Source organism: Sulfurimonas sp. SWIR-19 (assembly GCF_020410885.1).
GTDB classification, from domain to species: domain Bacteria; phylum Campylobacterota; class Campylobacteria; order Campylobacterales; family Sulfurimonadaceae; genus Sulfurimonas; species Sulfurimonas sediminis.
In genome coordinates, this window is sequence record NZ_CP084578.1 from 2,003,796 (window position 1) to 2,022,025 (window position 18,230).

General features: G+C 36.9%; 17 protein-coding genes. 7 read left to right on the forward strand and 10 right to left on the reverse strand.

The window, feature by feature from the left end; translation table 11 throughout:
- The first annotated feature begins 7 nt into the window (after positions 1-7).
- From LCX93_RS10485 to LCX93_RS10495, 3 genes are all read left to right on the forward strand, one after another.
- On the forward strand, positions 8-1,858 hold the full coding sequence (locus tag LCX93_RS10485) for a secretin GspD/PilQ domain-containing protein (protein WP_226066223.1): 1,851 nt from the start codon (positions 8-10) through the stop codon (positions 1,856-1,858).
- 94 nt (positions 1,859-1,952) lie between these two features.
- Positions 1,953-2,150 (forward strand): hypothetical protein, encoded by a 198-nt coding sequence (locus tag LCX93_RS10490; protein WP_226066224.1) that lies wholly within the window; start codon positions 1,953-1,955, stop codon positions 2,148-2,150.
- 83 nt (positions 2,151-2,233) lie between these two features.
- Positions 2,234-3,895 carry an HTTM domain-containing protein gene (locus tag LCX93_RS10495; protein ID WP_226066225.1) on the forward strand — a complete coding sequence of 554 codons (1,662 nt, stop codon included), beginning with the start codon at positions 2,234-2,236 and terminating at the stop codon, positions 3,893-3,895.
- 6 nt (positions 3,896-3,901) lie between these two features.
- Here the strand turns inward: LCX93_RS10495 and LCX93_RS10500 are convergent, their stop codons facing one another.
- Positions 3,902-4,825 carry a glycosyltransferase family 2 protein gene (locus LCX93_RS10500; protein ID WP_226066226.1) on the reverse strand — a complete coding sequence of 308 codons (924 nt, stop codon included), beginning with the start codon at positions 4,823-4,825 and terminating at the stop codon, positions 3,902-3,904.
- The gene (locus LCX93_RS10505; protein WP_226066227.1) at positions 4,826-6,304 is read right to left on the reverse strand and encodes a hypothetical protein; all 1,479 of its coding nucleotides are present in this window, start codon (positions 6,302-6,304) and stop codon (positions 4,826-4,828) included.
- Between the two features lie 100 nt (positions 6,305-6,404).
- On the opposite strand from LCX93_RS10505, the gene LCX93_RS10510 reads away from it, so the two are divergent.
- Positions 6,405-7,322, forward strand: coding sequence for a DUF234 domain-containing protein (locus LCX93_RS10510; protein ID WP_226066228.1), 918 nt, complete (start codon positions 6,405-6,407; stop codon positions 7,320-7,322).
- 10 nt (positions 7,323-7,332) lie between these two features.
- Here LCX93_RS10510 and LCX93_RS10515 read toward each other — a convergent pair whose 3' ends face one another.
- The gene (locus tag LCX93_RS10515) at positions 7,333-8,136 is read right to left on the reverse strand and encodes a J domain-containing protein (protein ID WP_226066229.1); all 804 of its coding nucleotides are present in this window, start codon (positions 8,134-8,136) and stop codon (positions 7,333-7,335) included.
- A gap of 156 nt (positions 8,137-8,292) precedes the next feature.
- Here LCX93_RS10515 and purF point away from each other — a divergent pair, with 156 nt between their 5' ends.
- A complete protein-coding gene (gene purF / locus LCX93_RS10520; protein ID WP_226066230.1) occupies positions 8,293-9,648 on the forward strand; it encodes an amidophosphoribosyltransferase in 1,356 nt (451 codons plus the stop codon).
- Positions 9,648-10,607, forward strand: a complete 960-nt coding sequence (mnmL, locus tag LCX93_RS10525; protein ID WP_226066231.1) for a tRNA modification radical SAM protein MnmL/YtqA — start codon at positions 9,648-9,650, stop codon at positions 10,605-10,607. The genes purF and mnmL overlap by 1 nt, the downstream gene beginning before the upstream one ends.
- 3 nt (positions 10,608-10,610) lie before the next feature.
- On the opposite strand, the gene LCX93_RS10530 is transcribed toward mnmL, so the two are convergent.
- The 7 genes from LCX93_RS10530 to LCX93_RS10560 all read right to left on the reverse strand — a co-directional run bounded on the left by LCX93_RS10530 (position 10,611) and on the right by LCX93_RS10560 (position 16,997).
- The gene (locus tag LCX93_RS10530) at positions 10,611-11,159 is read right to left on the reverse strand and encodes a DUF2393 family protein (RefSeq protein ID WP_226066232.1); all 549 of its coding nucleotides are present in this window, start codon (positions 11,157-11,159) and stop codon (positions 10,611-10,613) included.
- On the reverse strand, positions 11,156-11,668 hold the full coding sequence (locus tag LCX93_RS10535) for a DUF2393 domain-containing protein (RefSeq protein ID WP_226066233.1): 513 nt from the start codon (positions 11,666-11,668) through the stop codon (positions 11,156-11,158). The genes LCX93_RS10530 and LCX93_RS10535 overlap by 4 nt, the downstream gene beginning before the upstream one ends.
- Positions 11,669-11,675: 7 nt before the next feature.
- Positions 11,676-12,356, reverse strand: coding sequence for a bifunctional phosphoribosyl-AMP cyclohydrolase/phosphoribosyl-ATP diphosphatase HisIE (gene hisIE, locus LCX93_RS10540; RefSeq protein ID WP_226066234.1), 681 nt, complete (start codon positions 12,354-12,356; stop codon positions 11,676-11,678).
- Positions 12,357-12,358: 2 nt separating this feature from the next.
- Complete coding sequence (locus LCX93_RS10545) at positions 12,359-13,444, reverse strand: prohibitin family protein (RefSeq protein WP_193150500.1); 1,086 nt, start codon at positions 13,442-13,444, stop codon at positions 12,359-12,361.
- Positions 13,445-13,564: 120 nt separating this feature from the next.
- Complete coding sequence (locus LCX93_RS10550) at positions 13,565-14,494, reverse strand: branched-chain amino acid transaminase (protein WP_226066235.1); 930 nt, start codon at positions 14,492-14,494, stop codon at positions 13,565-13,567.
- Between the two features lie 51 nt (positions 14,495-14,545).
- A complete protein-coding gene (locus LCX93_RS10555) occupies positions 14,546-15,526 on the reverse strand; it encodes an acyl-CoA desaturase (protein ID WP_226066236.1) in 981 nt (326 codons plus the stop codon).
- A gap of 142 nt (positions 15,527-15,668) precedes the next feature.
- Entirely contained in the window at positions 15,669-16,997 is a 1,329-nt protein-coding gene (locus tag LCX93_RS10560; RefSeq protein WP_226066237.1) for a porin family protein, read from the reverse strand.
- 225 nt (positions 16,998-17,222) lie between these two features.
- Between LCX93_RS10560 and pstS the strand changes: the two genes are divergently transcribed.
- Positions 17,223-18,227: a phosphate ABC transporter substrate-binding protein PstS gene (pstS, locus tag LCX93_RS10565; protein ID WP_226066238.1), complete on the forward strand. Its 1,005-nt coding sequence runs from the start codon at positions 17,223-17,225 to the stop codon at positions 18,225-18,227.
- Positions 18,228-18,230: the final 3 nt, after the last annotated feature.

An 18,230-nucleotide genomic window follows, 5' to 3' on the forward strand; every position in this document is an offset into this window, starting at 1 on the left:
GGAAAAAATGAAAAAAATACTACTGCTGTTGGGAATTTGTCTGCATCTTTTTGCAAATGATATCCTTGTCTTTAACAATGAGTACCAGGTCCTACCCTTGCAAAAAAAGATCAAAAAACTCATAGTCGGTAACAGAGAAAATATTAACGTTTCTCTTTTGGAGAGTACGTCAAAAGGAAGTTTGCTTAAAATATTCGGTAAAAAAACGGGTAATACCTCTATTCTTATCATCTATAGGGACAACTCTATAGAAAATTATCATGTCTATGTGAATGAGAATCTCGGCTATATTCAAAAAATGATCAATATCATTGAGCCGAATCTCTCTCTCAGCATGGTCGGCAATGACTCTACCGTCATCACCGGTGTATTTAAAGATCCGCATGACAAAAAAAGAATTTATGAGATTTTGAAAAAAGGCGGTGTAGATACAGACAAACTGATGGATTTGACAAAAACACGCAGAGTCAACAAAATGATTCGTACAAAACTCTACCTCATTGCCGTAGACAACCAAAGAGCAAAAGATTTGGGTGGTGTTACCGGACTGGGATTTTTCAACAAATATGTCAATGCAACAGCCAATGCGGGTGCTGCAAATTCTGCAACATTCAGTGGTTTTTTACTTGACAACCTGGGAAATTTTACAACAGCAACCGGAAAATCCGTTCTTGCTACACTTAATTTTTTACAAACAAAAGGAGTTGCCAATATACTCGATGACACGGTGCTCATCACAACAGAAGACAAAAATGCAACCTTTCGTGTAGGCGGGGAGCTTTATATCCCGACAGGTATTATACAAAACACTGGAACAGCACCTACCATTCAGGTGACAGAAAAAGAGTACGGTCTTAAACTTACACTCACAAGCAAGTTTATGCAAACGGAGGGCTATATGCACATCAATGTAGATATTCAAGACAGTGCCATAGATACCAACCCTGCCAATAATGTTGCTCTAGGAGCCGGCATCTCCATTCCCTCTTTTATCAGTAAAAACATTCAGACAAATGTGGTTGTAAAATCTGAGCAGGTTATAGCACTCGGAGGTCGTCTGCACAGTGAAAATTCCAAAAGTGAAGAAAAAATTCCTTTGTTTGGAGATATTCCTTTACTGGGCGAACTTTTCAAGCATAAAGTTGAAAATTTAAACACAACAGATTTGATCTTTTTGCTTGTCCCTGAGATTGTGGATGCCAATGAAGAGATAGACGACACCGACTTTTACAAAAATTTTAAAGCGCAAAGCAGTGTTTTTCATGCAAAGGTGACTGATACTCCGAAAAAAACTTCCTATACAGAGCAAAAGACTATAGAAGCGGCACCATCCGAAGTATCACATATTTCATTTCCCGCTCCGATTATAATAGATGAAGAAGAAAGTCTGCAAACTCCGCCGGAAGAGAATGCCACACAACAGACACAACAGACACAACAGACACAACAGACACAACAGACACAACAGACAAAACAGACAGAGCAGACAGAGCAGACAGAGCAGACAGAGCAGACAGAGCAGACAGAGCAAAAGATAGCACAAAAAACACAAATAGCAACACAAAAGACACATGAACTTACATTGACAATGCCAAAGAAGAAAGAAACAGAAGTAAAAAAAGAGACAAAACCTTCTCTACAAACCTATGTTGTCAATACGAAAAAGATATTTCTCAGAGAAAAACCTGTTAACGGAAAGCGTGTCGATGTCTGGAAAGAAGGGCATAAATTTACATCAGACATCTCCAAAACAGTGAACGGTGCAAGCTGGTTAAAAGTAAAACAGGACTGTTACAGTACATGTAAAGATGTAAATGCAAGTGTATGGATTTCACAAAAATACACAAAAATACTATAAGCTAAGTTAATAATTGGTTTAAGTAAATATTATTTGCTTTTCTTATATAAAAGTGATATACTTATCACAACTTTATCACAAAGAAGGAGAGAATATGATCAAAAATCTATTCAAACGCATTAAGTCACAAAAAGGTATGAGCGGTGTTTTAGTTGCTCTTTTATTAGTAATCGTTGGTGTCGGTTTGGTTGCAGGAGTTTCGACTTTCCTCAACAATCAGGTCAATACTATTCAAACGAGTGCGAATACTGCAATTAACAATGCTGTTACTAACGCATCTGCTACAAACTAAAGGTTTTTACAGAGTTTTTTAAGACTCTGTAAAAACACCATGATACTTCTGCTTATAAAAAATTGAATTTTATATCCTCCAAAATGGACATTCTGATAAATAAATTCATCAGAGAGAAAAGTTATGCCTTGTCTTTATCTATTTTCAGGGTACTTTTTAACCTCCTGTTTTTATACACCCTTTTTTATATTTATGCTTCCATTGACTGCGAAATAACAGGCATAAACCCAAAATATTTAAAAATTTTAGTCATTATTGAAATCTTTTTATCTTTTTTTGTTCTCTTTGGATACAAGTATAACAGGGTTAAATATGCTTATGTTCTTTTAGGCATCAGTGTTCAGTATCTTTTGTTTAAAAATCAAGCTCCTGTTTTTGCACTCTTTTTTGTCAATAGCTTTTTATTGCTGCAACATCTTTTTTTGCCTTTGAATATCACATTTTCCGTAGACAGACTTTTATCGAAGAAACCTTTAAAAGTACAAACTGTCCAAAATTTCAACTACTATTTTCCTCTTTTTCTAATGGGTTTGATCTATTTAGACGGAGGAATAAATAAACTTTTTGATTCAGAATGGTCTTTTAATGCGATATATTTTTTCCAATTGGAGTACCCGTCCTTTGTTGATGCGTCTCTAAGTGACATCAGCAATAATTTTATAACAAATTTTTTAATTTCCCATCCTGGCATAACAAAACTTCTTTTAATGATAACAGTTGTGTACCAGCTATTTTTTATAGGAGTCATTTTTTTACGATACAGTATAAAAAAATGGTTTTTACTGCTTGGGGTAATGCTTCATGTGGGTATCATTATATTATTTCATTTTTGGATTGTTTCTCTTGCCGTTATAAGCTTGTATTTTATAGCCATTCCCCCAAAACACATCTATAAAATTTTAATTAGACTCAAAAAACCTTTGAAAAATAAACAGAAGATTACAGTTCATTTTGATACAAGTTGCTCAGTCTGTACACGGTATATCTATCTGATTAAAATCTTTGACTGGGTCAATAATATCAGGTTAATAGGAAAAGATTTATCAAATGAAAAAGATATTATTGTCTACATTAACAATGATTGCTTTCGAGGAGTTCATGGGTTTCAACAAATTTTTAAACATATCTTTTACTTTAAACCTTTATATTACCTCTTAAAAATCAACTTCATATATACATTTTCTTCTCTCATATACGATAAATTTTCCCTTATACGACAAAATGTTACATGTAAAGTTTCTAAGCCTATTCCTCAAGGGAATTATCAGGCATATAAATATTTTGTATTGTTCAATGTTTTTATAGCTGTTTTGCTGAGAGTTTTATCCGAAAATGATTTAACAAAACTAAGAAATTTCAGTCAAATAACAGGAACAGTACCATCGCTAACCGTCTTTTTAGCAGGTCAAAATCCTCCCATAGCAGTAGCCTATGTTTTTAGAGTTCGTGGAAAAGAGATACTGCCTTACAAAAAGAGAGAAGGGTTTTTGGGTGGGCATATTATCTACGGAAAAACATTTGAACTTGCCTATAACAGCAGGCTCAAAACATACACTCCCGATGAAATTAAAAAATTCAAATATATTCATTTTTTAGAAAATATTTCCACTGAAAATATAGAACTCTGTTTAAAAGGTTATGATTTTAGATATTTTGCAAATAGTGTTGATGAACTCATACAAATTAAAAAAGAGAGAATCATGCAATCAAAGATTATCAAATGCATTCCTCTGGACAGACAGTAAACAGCTTTATCTTTTCTTACTCAAACGTAACAGTTCAAAATCCTCCCGATGTTGACGAACTATTGTATCTAACAAAAAGCCAAGAAACAAAGACATTATAGCTATAAGCATAAGTCCAACAGCTAAGATTGCAGAGGGAATGAGCGTTATATATGCAGTTCTTATAAACTCTAAAATGACAGGGATACCGACTATAAGAGAGAGGATAAAAAAGAGTGTAGCAAAAGCAGTAAAAAACGCCAACGGTTTGTAATCTTTAAACAGTCGAAAAATAGTTCGAAGAATTTTCAGACCGTCTCTGTAGGTATTGAGCTTTGACACACTTCCCTCAACACGATCAACATACCCTATAGGCACTTCTGCTATTTTAAATCCTTTGTCAAGCGCATGCATACTCATTTCGGTTTCTATTTCAAACCCCTGACTGTGAATTGGAAAATGTTTGACAAAATCATCATTAAAACCGCGATAGCCGCTCATAATATCTTTGAGGTTTTCCTGATAGAGTTTATTAATAAGATTTTTCACCAGGTTGTTTCCAAAGTTATGAAAATTACGTGAGTTTTGTTCTTTGTAACTACCGTTTGAATGGCGATCACCTATACTCATATCGGCTTTGCCTTCAATAATAGGTTTTATAAGTTTATTCACATCTTCCACCGGATATGTATCATCACCGTCAATCATAATGTATATATCAGCTGATACTTCCATAAACATGGCACGGACTACATTTCCCTTCCCTCTTTTGGCTACACTTCTGACAATTGCACCTGTCTTTGTTGCTACAGCTATTGTGTCATCGGTAGAATTATTATCATAAACATATATGTCACTTTGGGGAAGAATATGTTGAAACTTTTTAACAACTTGTGCAATAGTTAACGCCTCATTGTAGCAGGGAATTAAAACAGCTATTTTTTGATTCATTTACTCACTCTCTCTTTGAAATAATATTTTGTTATCTATAAGCAATAATGGCTCAATATGCAAAGCTTTTAACTTCTCAAAAGATAAAATTTGTTGCTCATTTCGAAGTATATGGAAATAATATTTGGCATGAACAAATTTCATAAGTTCACTGAGTTGCAATTCGTTTATACCTTTTGGTTTCATCATCTGTATATATATTTTTTTCATTTTATCATTTTTTTCAAACCACCCTATGCTGCAACTGGGTACAAATTTTATTGTCGGATTGAGATAAAGAGCATAATAAATATCCGAAGAAAGCGAATTCATAAGAATAGTTTGATTGTTAAATATGCTGTTTTTAAAAAAATCTTTTTGTGCCAATCTCTTTGCATGGTCCAAATCTTTTAAAAAAAATCCAAGCATAAAAGCGGTATAAAGAAGTGCCGGAACGATAAAAGCCGTTTTATACTGGACAGACTTAATTATATGTATAATTTTATAGCAAAAATATTGTATTTTTCGTGAAAATAGCGATTGAAGTATTACCCTGCTTTCTATAGCTAAGTAAAGAAAAAAGAGGGGTCTTAAAAGATAATAGTAGCGAACCTGTGCCAACCATAGAGGGGACATTATAAGCAAAAGAAGTGCTATGTGCTGCTTTTTAAAATAATCATATTTAAAGTATATAATAACAAAAGAGATACTCCATGCAAACAGTACTAAAACATAATAATTGAAAACTTTTAAAAAACTAAAAAGCGGACTCCCCTCACCGACTGACAAACCCTCTCTGAGTGTCTGGTCTGTCAGTAAATAGGTAATGGTTTTGATAAATTCTTCTCCACCATAATAAAGATGAAAGCCCAATCCGAGTAAAGAAGCTGTAAAAAGTATTGCTACAGTTTTATACTCTCGCAGCACAAGAAATAAAATTCCCAATGAACCGGTATATAAAAAAAATAAATAATAACTGCTAGAATAAAGAATTGTTAAAAAGAAAAGAAAAAATAAACGCTTACTTAAAAGTAACGCACTCATTAAAAAAAGACCTGAAAGCAAATCCGGACGAATATTAGTATAAGCATGTAGGCTGTTTGAGACTATCGCCAGAATAAGCAAAATCAACATCGGTTGTCTTTTAAAAGAGGAATACTTTAACAAAAGCGCATCCAAAAGTACGAAAAGTGTAAAAAGCACAGTAATATTTATGGCAATATGCACGCTTTTATAAGGAAAGAAAAGGAGTAAAAAAGCAATAAATTTATCCCAAACCATCCACGGGTCGTAATTTGTAAAAAAAAGAGAGTGAGGAAACACTTCTCCCCACGAATGCATAATATTTTTATGTGCTGCAAATGCAATATGTCTCAGTCCGTCATCTTCAGCACTCAAACCTGCAAAATAAGCATAAAAAAATGCAGCAATAAGGTAAACACTCCATTTAAAACATAGAGAATTATAAAAAGGCTTCTGATTTGTAAATAAAAAATTCAAATATACAGACCTTCCCTTTAATCAATACACATATATTAGCAAAACTTATTTAAAATACAGCATAAATCAAAAAATATTAATTATATGTTACAATTAACATATGACAAATACAAAACTTCTTGAGCAGTTTCGCTCTTTTTACTTCAAAAACTACCCCGATGATATGGAGACGCAGATCTCCTACTTCGCTGTATTTGGCGGACTTGACTGGGATATTGACACGACAAAGCCTATTGAAGAGCTGCTCCGGATTCTTGTATTGGACAATTTTGAAGCCATAGACAGACAGATGAGGGCACTTACACTGAACAATACCCTGCACAGAAAACTTCTCAAAGCGCTTGCAACAGGTGACAGACGTATATTTTCCGCTTTTAACAAAGCCGGACTCAACAATGCAAACGGTGGAGCAGCTCTCAATTTTTTACAGGAAAAGGGCTTGATTCAGCTGGAGTATTCACGGGAAGAACATCCAAGAGACAAGTATCCAAACACCAAACTCAAACGTGAAGAAGCACGCCACCGTATTTCGCACAAAGTCCTTTTTACCCACCCTTTTGTCAGGTTTTGGTTTTACTTTGTCATACCCCATATCAAAGAAATTGAGGCACAGCAATATGATGCCTTTTTCAAAGATTTTACCCTGCGTCACAACAGTTATACCAGCCTGGTATATGAAGAACTCTCAGAGGTACTGCTGAACTATCATCTCCGTGATGCACATATACGCAGCAGCGGCAGTTACTGGGATGCAAAAATAGAGATAGATATACTCACAATCACTCAAAACAATCGTATTTATGTCGGAGAATGCAAATGGACAAACCACATCATCAACAAAAAAGAGCTGCATAAAATACGGGACAAATGCCAAAAACTTGGCATTGAACCGACCCAAATCGTTTTGTTCTCAAAACGGGGATTTTCCAAAGAGCTCACCCAGCTCAGTGGTGCAGGCCTGGCACTTTACAGCAGCGAGGATTTTCAGGCACTGCTTAAAAAACGCTCTCTAAAATAAGAAGATATAATTAACTGACAACACGCAGTGCCTGATATGCTTCTTGCAGTAACTGAAATTTTTGTGTGTAATGTTCTACCAGATAGGGACTTTCATGAAAAATTTTGTCCGGATGATAGACTTTTGTCAGTTTTTTATAACTTTTTTTCAAAGCATCCTGAGAAGCCCCTATAGGACACTCCAGGATTGTATAAAAATGTTTTTTCTCTTCATCAAAAGAGGCTTTGCATAAATCTCCGAAAGAAAAATTTGCAAAATCCGAGTAGAGTTTGGACATAAAATGGTTGTCATAGGTATACTGAATCTGATAATGCAAAATATGGCGCTTGTTTAAAGCACGTTCCAGCCTTGCTTTTGACTTAAAATCACTGACATCCACCACCAAAGAGATATCTGTTCCCCGCTCCACATATACTTCAAGCTGTGAACGCATATAATTGAGTACCCATGAATTTGGACTATCGAGTGAAATAAGCACCGTATCTTTATCATACGCATAGAGGTGTACTTTTATAGTTTCAGGCTCTTCCATCTTGTTAAGTTCAATTTTAATAGGCTGGTTTCCAAACTTTAACATGGAACGTAAAAAGAATTCATGATTGAAATCATGTGTTTTTGCATGAAATTCACTTAACTCTCTTATGAAATTTTCTCTGACCTGTGTTAGTGATTGATTTTGAAATACAAGGACAGCTTTAGGTAAAAAGAGCATACCACGGGCATGATGATTTAAAAATTCTCTCATCCAACTTGTATTTAAGGTATCAAACCCTGTAGTGATAAGAATAAGATTATTGCGCAAAACAATTTCCATATATCCTACCTTTTTTGAAAATATATAATTTATAGCAAAAACAGTTCCACTTTGAAAATAAATTATATCTATTAATTAAGACAGCTTTGAGAATATTTATAGATATTTTGAGTATAATTGCATCATAATTTAATTACAACTTATCAAGGAAAAAATTTGCGCGAAAATATGAATGAAAAGTGTGCTGTTGTTGGGATTTTTGGTCATAAAGAGGCTTCAAAGTTAGCCTACTTTTCTCTTCATTCTCTCCAACACCGCGGACAGGAAGCAGCAGGTATCAGCTCATCTGATGGAGAAAAACTTCATACTATCAAAGACCGCGGACTTGTTATGAGCGTTTTTAACGAAGACAAACTTGCTACTTTAAGCGGGTCAAGCGCTATAGGCCACACCCGCTACTCTACAGCGGGAAATGATTCCATTCTTGATGCACAGCCTGTATTTGCAAGATATGATTTGGGTGAGATGGCAATTGTGCACAACGGTAACCTTACAAATGCTGATGAAGTGCGTGCCAGACTGATCAAACGCGGTGCAATTTTTCAGACATTTATGGATACTGAGAATCTTATTCATCTGATCGCAAAAAGTGAACAGGATAAACTTCTGGACAGAATTATAGACGCTGTTAAAAAAATAGAAGGTGCTTTCTCTCTGGTCTTTTTAAGCAGGACTAAAATGTTCGCTATGCGGGACCGTTTCGGTTTTCGACCTTTAAGTCTGGGAAGGCTGGCAAACGGCGGCTATATAGTGGCAAGTGAAACCTGTGCCTTTGACCTTGTTGGAGCTACCTTTGTTCGTGATGTGGAACCAGGAGAACTTCTGATTTTTGAAGAAGGCAAAGCACCGCAAAGTGTAAAAATCTTTGAGCCGACACCAAAGCACTGTATCTTTGAATATGTCTATTTTGCCCGCCCTGACTCTTCTGTCTTCGGGCAGTCTGTATATGAATGCAGAAAAGAGATGGGAAAAGAGCTGGCAAAAATTCAGCCTGTTGAAGCGGACCTGATCATTCCTGTACCTGATGGCGGTGTACCCGCTGCCATTGGATATGCACAAGAGAGTGGTATTCCCTATGAAATGGGAATTATGCGCAATCACTACATAGGGCGTACCTTTATAGAACCGACACAGGAGATGCGTGATTTAAAAGTAAAAATGAAACTCTCTCCTATGACAGACATTATCAAAGGCAAAAAAGTTGTCGTTATAGATGACTCTATCGTCCGAGGCACAACTTCACGAAGAATCATCAGAATGCTTAAAGAAGCAGGGGCAAAAGAGGTCCATATGCGCGTCTCTTCTCCTCCGACTACCGATCCGTGTTTCTACGGTGTTGATACACCAAGCAAAGAGAATTTAATCGCTGCAAATATGGGTATGCAGGAAATTTGTGATTTTATAGAAGCAGACTCTTTGGCATATCTGGATGAAGCATCACTCTTAAGAAGTGTGAATGCGACACAGGATATCTACTGTACAGCCTGTTTTACTGGAAAATATATCGTTTAATGGAACAAATTTATACATACGGTAATTACTTAAAAAACAAATTTGGCGTAAAAGTACACAAGGTTGGCATCAATATCTCCGGTTTCACCTGTCCCAATATTGATGGAACCGTGGCTAAAGGAGGCTGTACATTTTGCGAAAATGACTCTTTTTCAGCCAGCACGGATGCCGTTCAGGAATTGAAAGGATTTCACTTAAATCTTGAATCAAAAGAGAATCCTTTTTTGCAAAAACAGCTCAAACAGCTTGAACTGCAGTTTGATGCCATATCAAAACGCCAGACAAGAGAGTACGGTGCAAAAAAATTTCTTGTATACTTTCAATCATTTACCAATACCTATGCCCCTTTTGAAACCCTCAAAGCGCTCTATGAAAAAGCACTCTCTTTTGACAATGTGGTAGGCTTAAGCATCGGCACACGTTCTGACAGCATCACGCAAGAGACACTCGCCTATCTCTCAGACCTTGCCAAAGACAAAGAGATCTGGATTGAATTTGGCATTCAGTCTGTATATGATGAAACACTGGAAAAAATCAACCGAGGGCATGACAGCGAAAATGTAAAAGAGTGGATTATCAAATCAAAAGAGGCAGGTCTGAATGTTTGCGGACACCTTATCTTTGGTCTTCCGGGAGAAACACAGGAGATGATGCTTGAGACCTCCAAAGCCGCCTATTCTTGGGGAATTGATTCTGTAAAATATCATCCTTTGTATGTTGTAAAACGCACTGCCTTGGCAAATGAGTTTAACCGTGGAGAGTTTACCCCAATCAGTGAGCAGGAATATCTTGATGTGCTTGTAAAATCTCTTCTGATGAAACCAAAAAATGTCAATGTCCAAAGAGTGACAGCAGGGATAGATGACGATTCTCTTTTGGCTCCAAAATGGTGCCGAAACAAAAACCGACAGATAAAAAACATTAACGCGGCACTTAAAAAAGTCGGATTAAAATACTGAGGCTTAATGCCCGTACACTTTTGCAAATTCTGCCGTACTTCTAAAATAGGGCGGATACCTGAAATAAACTCTAAAGGCTTTGGCCTGACCGGGTTTGAGATTTCTGGCAACAACAAACTTTTTCGTAACGGTTTGCGGTTTGTGTGATCCCATTCCAAAACCCCCGGAAAAAAAGTCCATAAAACCGCTGGGTTTATAAAAATTCCCGCCTTTTACATTTCCTGTTGCATGCCCTTTGTTTACAAGTTTTATTTCAAAAGTCACTTTTCCTACAGGAAATTTTCCGATATTTCTAACAATACCGTAGTAGGCTATCTCTTCCGTACTCAAGAGCCTTTTGTTGTGCAGTTTCTCCAATTGTACCTTTTTTGTATACTTATCAACAATCATAACAGAAAAAACAGCCATAAAAACAGTCACCAAAATAATAGAAAATATCATAGAATAGACTAGCTTTTTCTTTTTTTGTTTCACTGCACTCACTATACCGCCAATACTCAGTAAAAAAATTACAAAGAAAACTATATAGTGCCAGTAATTAAAGAGTGTCATTTACAATTTCCCTCCAGGGATACATTATAGTCTTTTTTATATACAAACGGTTCTATGATAATTTTAAACTCTCTTGTCTGCCCTTGCGGTATATCAGGTTCCAGAATCGACATTTTTTGAAATGGTTTTAATCGCAAAAGATAGTTTTTGTACCTGTTCTTTGTGACCCTGTAGACTTTTGCAGTGATTTTACACTCGGAAAAATCAAATTTGGATTCATTTGTGATACTTCCTTTGACCACCAAAGCCTCTACAAAGTGAAGTCTTTTTTGCGAAAGTAACCGGACTGAATTTTTAAAAAGATATTTGTGCATCTCGATATAACCAAGCGTAGGTCCAAGGAGAAATATTGCAAATCCGAAAAGAACAAAAAAGAGCGCAAGAATTATCTTTTTTCGAAGGAGCAGTGCAAGAATAATAAAAAGAAGAAAAAGAAGAAATGAGACACCAAATAGAATATAATCATACGTTATCAATCCATGAATAAATGCCAACAGCTTCTCTTTCATACTTTACCTACTCTTTTCTTGCGTTTTTTTCAGCGATGCCACTCATGTCAAATCTACGGGCAAGTTCCTGTTTTATTCTGTCTGGCGATATATTTTTAGAAGCAAGTGCCACAAGCATATGGTAGGTTAAATCTGCCGCTTCATATACCATCTCCTTCTCATCATTGTCTTTATGTGCAAAACAGTACTCTCCGGCTTCTTCGACAACTTTTTTCAAAATTGTGTTTTCACCCTTGCTTAAAAGTTTTGCCGTCCATGAGGTTGCAGGATCGGCATTTTTTCTCTCTTGTATCGTATGATACAGTGTATCAATAACACCGTATGCTGCTTCGGTATTCACTTCTACTTCAGAAGTAATCTTACCACTTTGCAGCTCTGTAAAAAAACATGACTTTCTACCGGTATGACAGGCTACCCCATTTTGATTGACTTTTAGCAGGAGGGTGTCATTGTCACAGTCAATAAAAAAAGAGACAATTTCCTGTATATGCCCGCTGCTTTCGCCTTTTTTCCATATACGCTGTTTGCTTCTTGAAAAATAGTGTGCCTGCTTTGTTTTGAGTGAAAGCTCCAGAGCCTCTTTGTTCATGTAGGCCATCATCAGCACTTCATTGGTCGTGTTGTCTTGAACAATAACAGGCAGAAGCTCCTGCTTCTGCCAGTCTACTCTATTGACTATTTCCTGCATCTTTATTTCGCCGTGGTTCTTTTTCTTGTATCTTTGGTGTCTATCCAGATATTTGGAGTCGAACCGCCCGGTGTCAAGAATATTTTTGCATCTTTGTTGACTCTGAGTGCATCATTAAACTTGTTTTGTACTTTCATCTGTTCAAGCTGCAAAAGCTTGTTGGTTAATGATTTTGCTATTAAAATATTTGCTTTGGCATTGGCATCTGCTTCAATTGTCACAGCGTCTGCTTTACCCTGTGCTTCAATTCTTGCCTTTTCTGCGATACCGCGAGCTTCTGCAGCACGTTTGAGTGCTTCTTGTTTTGCACGCTGTACTTCCTGTTCTGCCTGTTGTACCTGTTGTTTGGCAAGTTGTACTCTTTCAATCTGCTCTTTTACTTTTGCCGGAAGTAAAATATCACGAAGCTGAATAGACTGTAAAATAACAGGCGAATTTTTCAAACTCTTAATACTTTCTCGTATACCCAGTTCAATAGCCGTTGCAATGGTGTTACGCATTACAGGAATCGATTCTGCATCATATTTTCCGACTACATTACGAACAACATCACGCACAACCGGATTGATTATTTTGTCTTCCCAGCTGAATCCCCAGTTTGAAATTGTCTGTGCGGCAAACTGTGCATTGAGTCGGTACTGAACAGTCAATTCAATAGAGACCGGCAGACCCCGTTTGTCAAGCACTGTAATGGCAGGCTTTGAAATAATCCCCGACGCATTTGAGTTTGTCTCCATACGCGAAGCATAGTTTATAATACGCACTTTCGTATCAACCGTATATACTTTTTGAATCACAGGGATAATAAAATGCAGTCCCGGAAGCAAAGCTTGATCTTGATACTTCCCGTTTGTACTTAAAATTCCGCGTTCACCCTCTTGAATAATAATAAACGGCTTTGCCAAAATCAGCATAACAGCAACAGCAATCAAAAAATATGTCAGTGCTGCTTTTCCCCCGCCGAAATTAAAATTCAAATTTGGCATCTGAGGTCCTTTTGGACCACTGCCGCCACCTGAGTTAGAGTTTTTAAATCCTCCGCCTTCACTTTTCTTCTTGTTAAAATAGTCATTCATATCTGATGCCATTGTATTCCTTTTTTTTGTTATGTAAACTTTTTTGCCACTCTCAGCCCACCCTACAGAAAAAAATTTAGTTTTTTTCTAAGTCATGCTTTAGCATAGAAAGGATGGGTTCCGAAAGTCTTTTTAGTTTATCTCATCCACATAGGTAAGATAATGCTCATATTTTTTGTTTCGACCAAATACGATGTCAAAATATCCGCTCTGAATAATTGCCGTAATCTCCCCGCGGGAACCTCTGCCTATCTCTCTGGCATCAACCAAAGCAACCGGTGTGATTTCTGCAGCCGTTCCTGTCAAAAATGCCTCATCCGCCACATATACCTCTTCTCTTGTAATACGGCGTCGAGTCACTTTGTAGCCTAGGTCTTCAGCCATTTCAATGACAGTTTTTTGTGTGATGGAAGCTAAGGCATTATCACTTGGCGGTGTAATAATTTCGCCGTCTTTTATCATAAAAAACGAGGCCCCGCTTGCTTCTGCAACATAACCTTCATCATCCAAAAGCAAGGCTTCATCATATCCGCAGTCAATCGCTTCATATTTTGCCATTTGGGAGTTCAAATAGTTGGCCGTTGCTTTGGCTTTTCCCATGTTGGATGTATTTGCCGGGCGTGTCATGGAGACAATTTTCAAGCGAATGCCTTTACGCATACCCTCTTCTCCAAGGTAAGCACCCCATTCCCAGGCAGCAACAGCAGTTTCAACCGGTGCGTCTTTATGGTAAAGCCCCATAATACCATAGCCTAAAAACGAAAAAGGACGAAGATAGACATTGTCCCCGGTAAATTCATTTCTTCGGATGAGTTCGATCTGTGCAATGTTTAACTCTTCAACAGTATAAGGAATATTAATCAGTGTCATTTTTGCCGACTCTTTGAGTCTTTTGGTATGATCATTCAAACGAAATATTGCATACCCTCTCTCAGTTTTATAAGCTTTTGTTCCTTCAATTACACCGTTTCCATAGTGAATTGTATGTGTGAGTACATGTACTTTGGCATCATCCCATGCAACAAATTTTCCATTCATCCAAATATATTTGGCTGCGTCCATTAAAATCTCCAAATTGTTAATTGGTGATATTTTATCTAAATTGCTATTTACCTAATAGGATTTGAGCACATTGTTTATCTGTATATACGCCTGCAGCGGTGTTGTTTCAAAATAGGCAATACCGTTTTTCTGTGCAAATTCTTTTGTCATTTTTTGGATTTTCAGCAGATTGAACCTGGGTGCTTTTGGGAAAAGATGATGCTCTATCTGGGTATTTAATCCTCCATAAAACCAGTGTACAAATTTCCCGCCTTTTAAAGAGCGTGAGGTACGCATCTGCAACTCCATCCATGAAAGTTTTTCGCCGACTTCTTTGTCAAAAACCTCACATCCGAGATGATTGGTGATAAAACCGAATGCAAGCCATACAGAGAGTGTCAGGTTCAGAGTCAGATAAACCGTGAGTGCCTCACTCAAAGGTAAAAAATAAAAAACAGGTCCCCAAACCAAAGGCCAGTGCAAAAGCATCAAGCCAAGCTCAGCCCATTTTTTGCGTTTGAGCGCAAAATTATATGACTGCACGATAAAAGCCGGATACATAAAAAACATGGCACCCCAAAAAACAAGATATTTACTCCTGCGAAGCCATGTTTTATTGCCTTTTTTGTTTGTAAATGCCCCGTCAAACGCCAGTATATCAACATCTTTTTGGACAATATTACACCAGGTATGATGGTTGACATTGTGTTTGAAATCCCACCAGGAAGAGGAATTCGAAAGGATGAACGCCGAAAACGGATAGCTCAGCTTAAAAGAGAGACGCTTGTTTTTAAAATACTGTGTATGCAAAATATCGTGCGAAACAAAAACAGCACGCGTAAAAACCAAGACCATAAACAGACCAAGACCAACAGCTGCTGTAAAAGAGTTGTCAATGAGATTTTTGTGATAAAAAAGCATCACATAAACAAGTCCCATACTTAAAAGTATCGCTGTCATTTCAATGCTTCCTCTTACAGGAACACGCTCTAAAAGCCCTAAATCACGGACTTTTGATTTTAATTCATCAAAATCATAAGAAGTTTTCGACATTTTTACTCACTTTGTTAAAATTTATTTATTATAACATAAAATGAAATTTGTGATTTAAAAGAAAGAATAAAGAGAGATACTTACATGTAAAGCGGTGATGCTTTACATGTAAAAAAGGAGAAATGAAATTTGAAATTTGTTTTTAGAAGAACCACTGAGAAGTAACTTTTATTCTACGTTCTTTCTCGTTCCCTATGTTTGCACCATATTTGTCTTCCTGGAATGTCAATCCGGCTTTGATTGAGTTCCCCATAAGGTACCAGTTTACACCGACTATTTTGGATGTCAAATCATACCCGTCCAAATCTTTAAATTTGTCCCAAGACTCATATCTTACATATGGAGCAACAAAACCATAATCTACAAAACAATACTCACCGGTTGCATACCAGCCGTTAGATTTTCCTCTTGTTATACTCGTCCAGTCTTTTGCAACACCGTCAAAGTTAAAGTATTCTGCCTGAACAAAAGCACCTTTGTAGTGTGCTGACATTTCAAGATTTAACAGTTTGTGATCCACTGAAGTATTTACACCACCTGTTGTTGTGTATTGAATATCAGGACTTACCCAGTAACCGGCACCCACTTCAAAGTGTTTACCCTGTCCAAAATAACTTTCAGTTCTTTTTTTCTCTTCCCAACCGTCAAACGGAGAAAGAACAATTTTTCCACCATAAAAGAAGTTCTTTTGCATGAAATTAGTACCACTAAAAGTATTTCCTGCAGCATCTTTAAGTTTTCCGGAATAGACACCGTCACCTATAGCTACCTGGTAGTGTACTTTTTTGTTCCAGTTACCATAAACCTGTGCATTTGTACCACGACGGTTATGTGTAATATACTGTGCCGCTTCATCCGCTACATGAGGACGGTCAAAGTGAAGCACACGTGCTGATTTTACAGTTTCTGTACGGGAAACATCAATTTTTGCACGAAAAAGTTTAAAGTTTACGAGTGACGAACCAAAAGGTTTTTTGATTTTCACATAGGCATCACCGACATTGAATCCCTGCTCTCCCTTATCTTTATAGTTCGCTTTATCATTTCGCACATCCATTGTAAAAGAAGCATACTTGTTAAAACCTGCTGCCACTTCAAAACGAACACGTCTCAAATAGGCATCATAATAACTTGTTGTCGCACCTGTTGCTAAATCCTCAACACTTCTGTTTTCAAATGTACCCTGTATACGCACACCTGCTTTGAGCCACATATCAGGATTGTCTTGTGCAACAAATTTCATATTAATATGCGTCTGCTTGCCCAATAAAAAGTTTGGAGATTTCTTGTCTACTATAGTAATATTTTGTTTTGTATTGCCAAGGCTTTTTGTATCCAACAGTGTTCTATCCGGTGCAGGTTGTGTAAACACTTGTCCGTTAGCATCTTGATATAATTTGATTTCATTAGCATTTACAGCAACTGAACTTAGAGTTAAAGCAACTAAAGCTGATAAAACGATTTTATTCATTTTTGAATTCCTTTTTGTTTTGTTGGCGGAAGTATAAAATATCTAGGTTACATAAAGGTTACAAAACGGCAACAGGCAACAACCCTATACTATATTTGTATCTGGTACAAAACAATCCAAGTGACAATACTCCTGAACTGTGTCACAAAGTTTTTGCCGTTTTGTAACCTTAGTGTAATAAAAAAAGTCTATACTTTCATAACTAAAATTAAAAAGGTGTAACAGATGACAAAAGTAATCAAGTTAGCTCTTGTAGCTTCAGTTCTTGCAGGCGGACTCAGTGCAAATGATGTACTCAAAGGAAGTGGTGCTTCTTTTCCGTATTCGGTATATCAAAAATGGACAAAAGCCTACTATAAAGCTACTGGTATCAAAGTTGACTATATTTCAAAAGGTTCTTCTAAAGGGATCAAGGATGCAAAAGCAAGACAGGTTGATTTTGCGGGGACGGACAAACCTCTTTCTCCAAAAGTTTTGAAACAAAACAATCTTTATCAGTTTCCGGGTGTTGTCGGTGCAATTACAATGGGTTACAACATTCCGGGTGTTTCCAACTTAAAACTCAGCAGAAGTGCAATCGTTGCAATCTCTGAAGGGAAAATAAAATACTGGGACAACAAGTTAATCACTGCTGCAAACGCAGGATTGAAACTGCCACATGAAAAAGTGACATTCGTTCACCGTGCAGACGGTTCGGGAACAACATTCAACTATACATACTTTTTAAGTAAAGTATCCAAAGAGTGGCGACATACTTACGGTGCAAAAAAATCTTTGAACTGGCCGGGAAACCAGCATATCGGTGGAAACAAAAACACAGGTGTGGCAAGTCTTATCAAACAGACTCCCTACTCTGTCGGATACATCGACTATGCTGATGCACAGAAAAACGGTATTGTAATGGCTTCTGTTCAAAACAGAGAGGGACACTACATCAAACCTGAATTAAAAGCATTTCAAATCGCTGCTGCAAAAGCAAATCTGGATCCTAAAAAAGATTTTTACTCTATTATTGCTGATCCAAAAGGTGCCGATTCTTACCCTATCGTAGCTGCTACATTTATCCTGGTACCTGCTGAAAAGCCTGAAATGGATAAAAAAGTAACAGCATTTTTTGACTGGTCATACAAAAACGGTCAAGAAATTGCAAAAAGTTTAGGTTTTGTTCCGTTACCGGACGCACTTACAGACAAAATCAGAAAATACTGGGAAGAAAAAGGGATTAGATAATCT

Excerpts from the sequence above, each read along its gene's own strand:
- LCX93_RS10550 (WP_226066235.1), bottom strand. The coding sequence starts at position 14,494 with ATGGACGCAGCCAAATATATTTGGATGAATGGAAAATTTGTTGCATGG.
- LCX93_RS10500 (WP_226066226.1), bottom strand. The coding sequence starts at position 4,825 with ATGAATCAAAAAATAGCTGTTTTAATTCCCTGCTACAATGAGGCGTTA.
- LCX93_RS10555 (WP_226066236.1), bottom strand. The coding sequence starts at position 15,526 with ATGTCGAAAACTTCTTATGATTTTGATGAATTAAAATCAAAAGTCCGT.
- LCX93_RS10530 (WP_226066232.1), bottom strand. The coding sequence starts at position 11,159 with ATGACACTCTTTAATTACTGGCACTATATAGTTTTCTTTGTAATTTTT.
- LCX93_RS10485 (WP_226066223.1), top strand. The coding sequence starts at position 8 with ATGAAAAAAATACTACTGCTGTTGGGAATTTGTCTGCATCTTTTTGCA.
- LCX93_RS10560 (WP_226066237.1), bottom strand. The coding sequence starts at position 16,997 with ATGAATAAAATCGTTTTATCAGCTTTAGTTGCTTTAACTCTAAGTTCA.
- LCX93_RS10490 (WP_226066224.1), top strand. The coding sequence starts at position 1,953 with ATGATCAAAAATCTATTCAAACGCATTAAGTCACAAAAAGGTATGAGC.
- LCX93_RS10535 (WP_226066233.1), bottom strand. The coding sequence starts at position 11,668 with ATGAAAGAGAAGCTGTTGGCATTTATTCATGGATTGATAACGTATGAT.
- LCX93_RS10515 (WP_226066229.1), bottom strand. The coding sequence starts at position 8,136 with ATGGAAATTGTTTTGCGCAATAATCTTATTCTTATCACTACAGGGTTT.
- hisIE (WP_226066234.1), bottom strand. The coding sequence starts at position 12,356 with ATGCAGGAAATAGTCAATAGAGTAGACTGGCAGAAGCAGGAGCTTCTG.
- mnmL (WP_226066231.1), top strand. The coding sequence starts at position 9,648 with ATGGAACAAATTTATACATACGGTAATTACTTAAAAAACAAATTTGGC.
- LCX93_RS10510 (WP_226066228.1), top strand. The coding sequence starts at position 6,405 with ATGACAAATACAAAACTTCTTGAGCAGTTTCGCTCTTTTTACTTCAAA.
- LCX93_RS10545 (WP_193150500.1), bottom strand. The coding sequence starts at position 13,444 with ATGGCATCAGATATGAATGACTATTTTAACAAGAAGAAAAGTGAAGGC.
- pstS (WP_226066238.1), top strand. The coding sequence starts at position 17,223 with ATGACAAAAGTAATCAAGTTAGCTCTTGTAGCTTCAGTTCTTGCAGGC.
- LCX93_RS10495 (WP_226066225.1), top strand. The coding sequence starts at position 2,234 with ATGGACATTCTGATAAATAAATTCATCAGAGAGAAAAGTTATGCCTTG.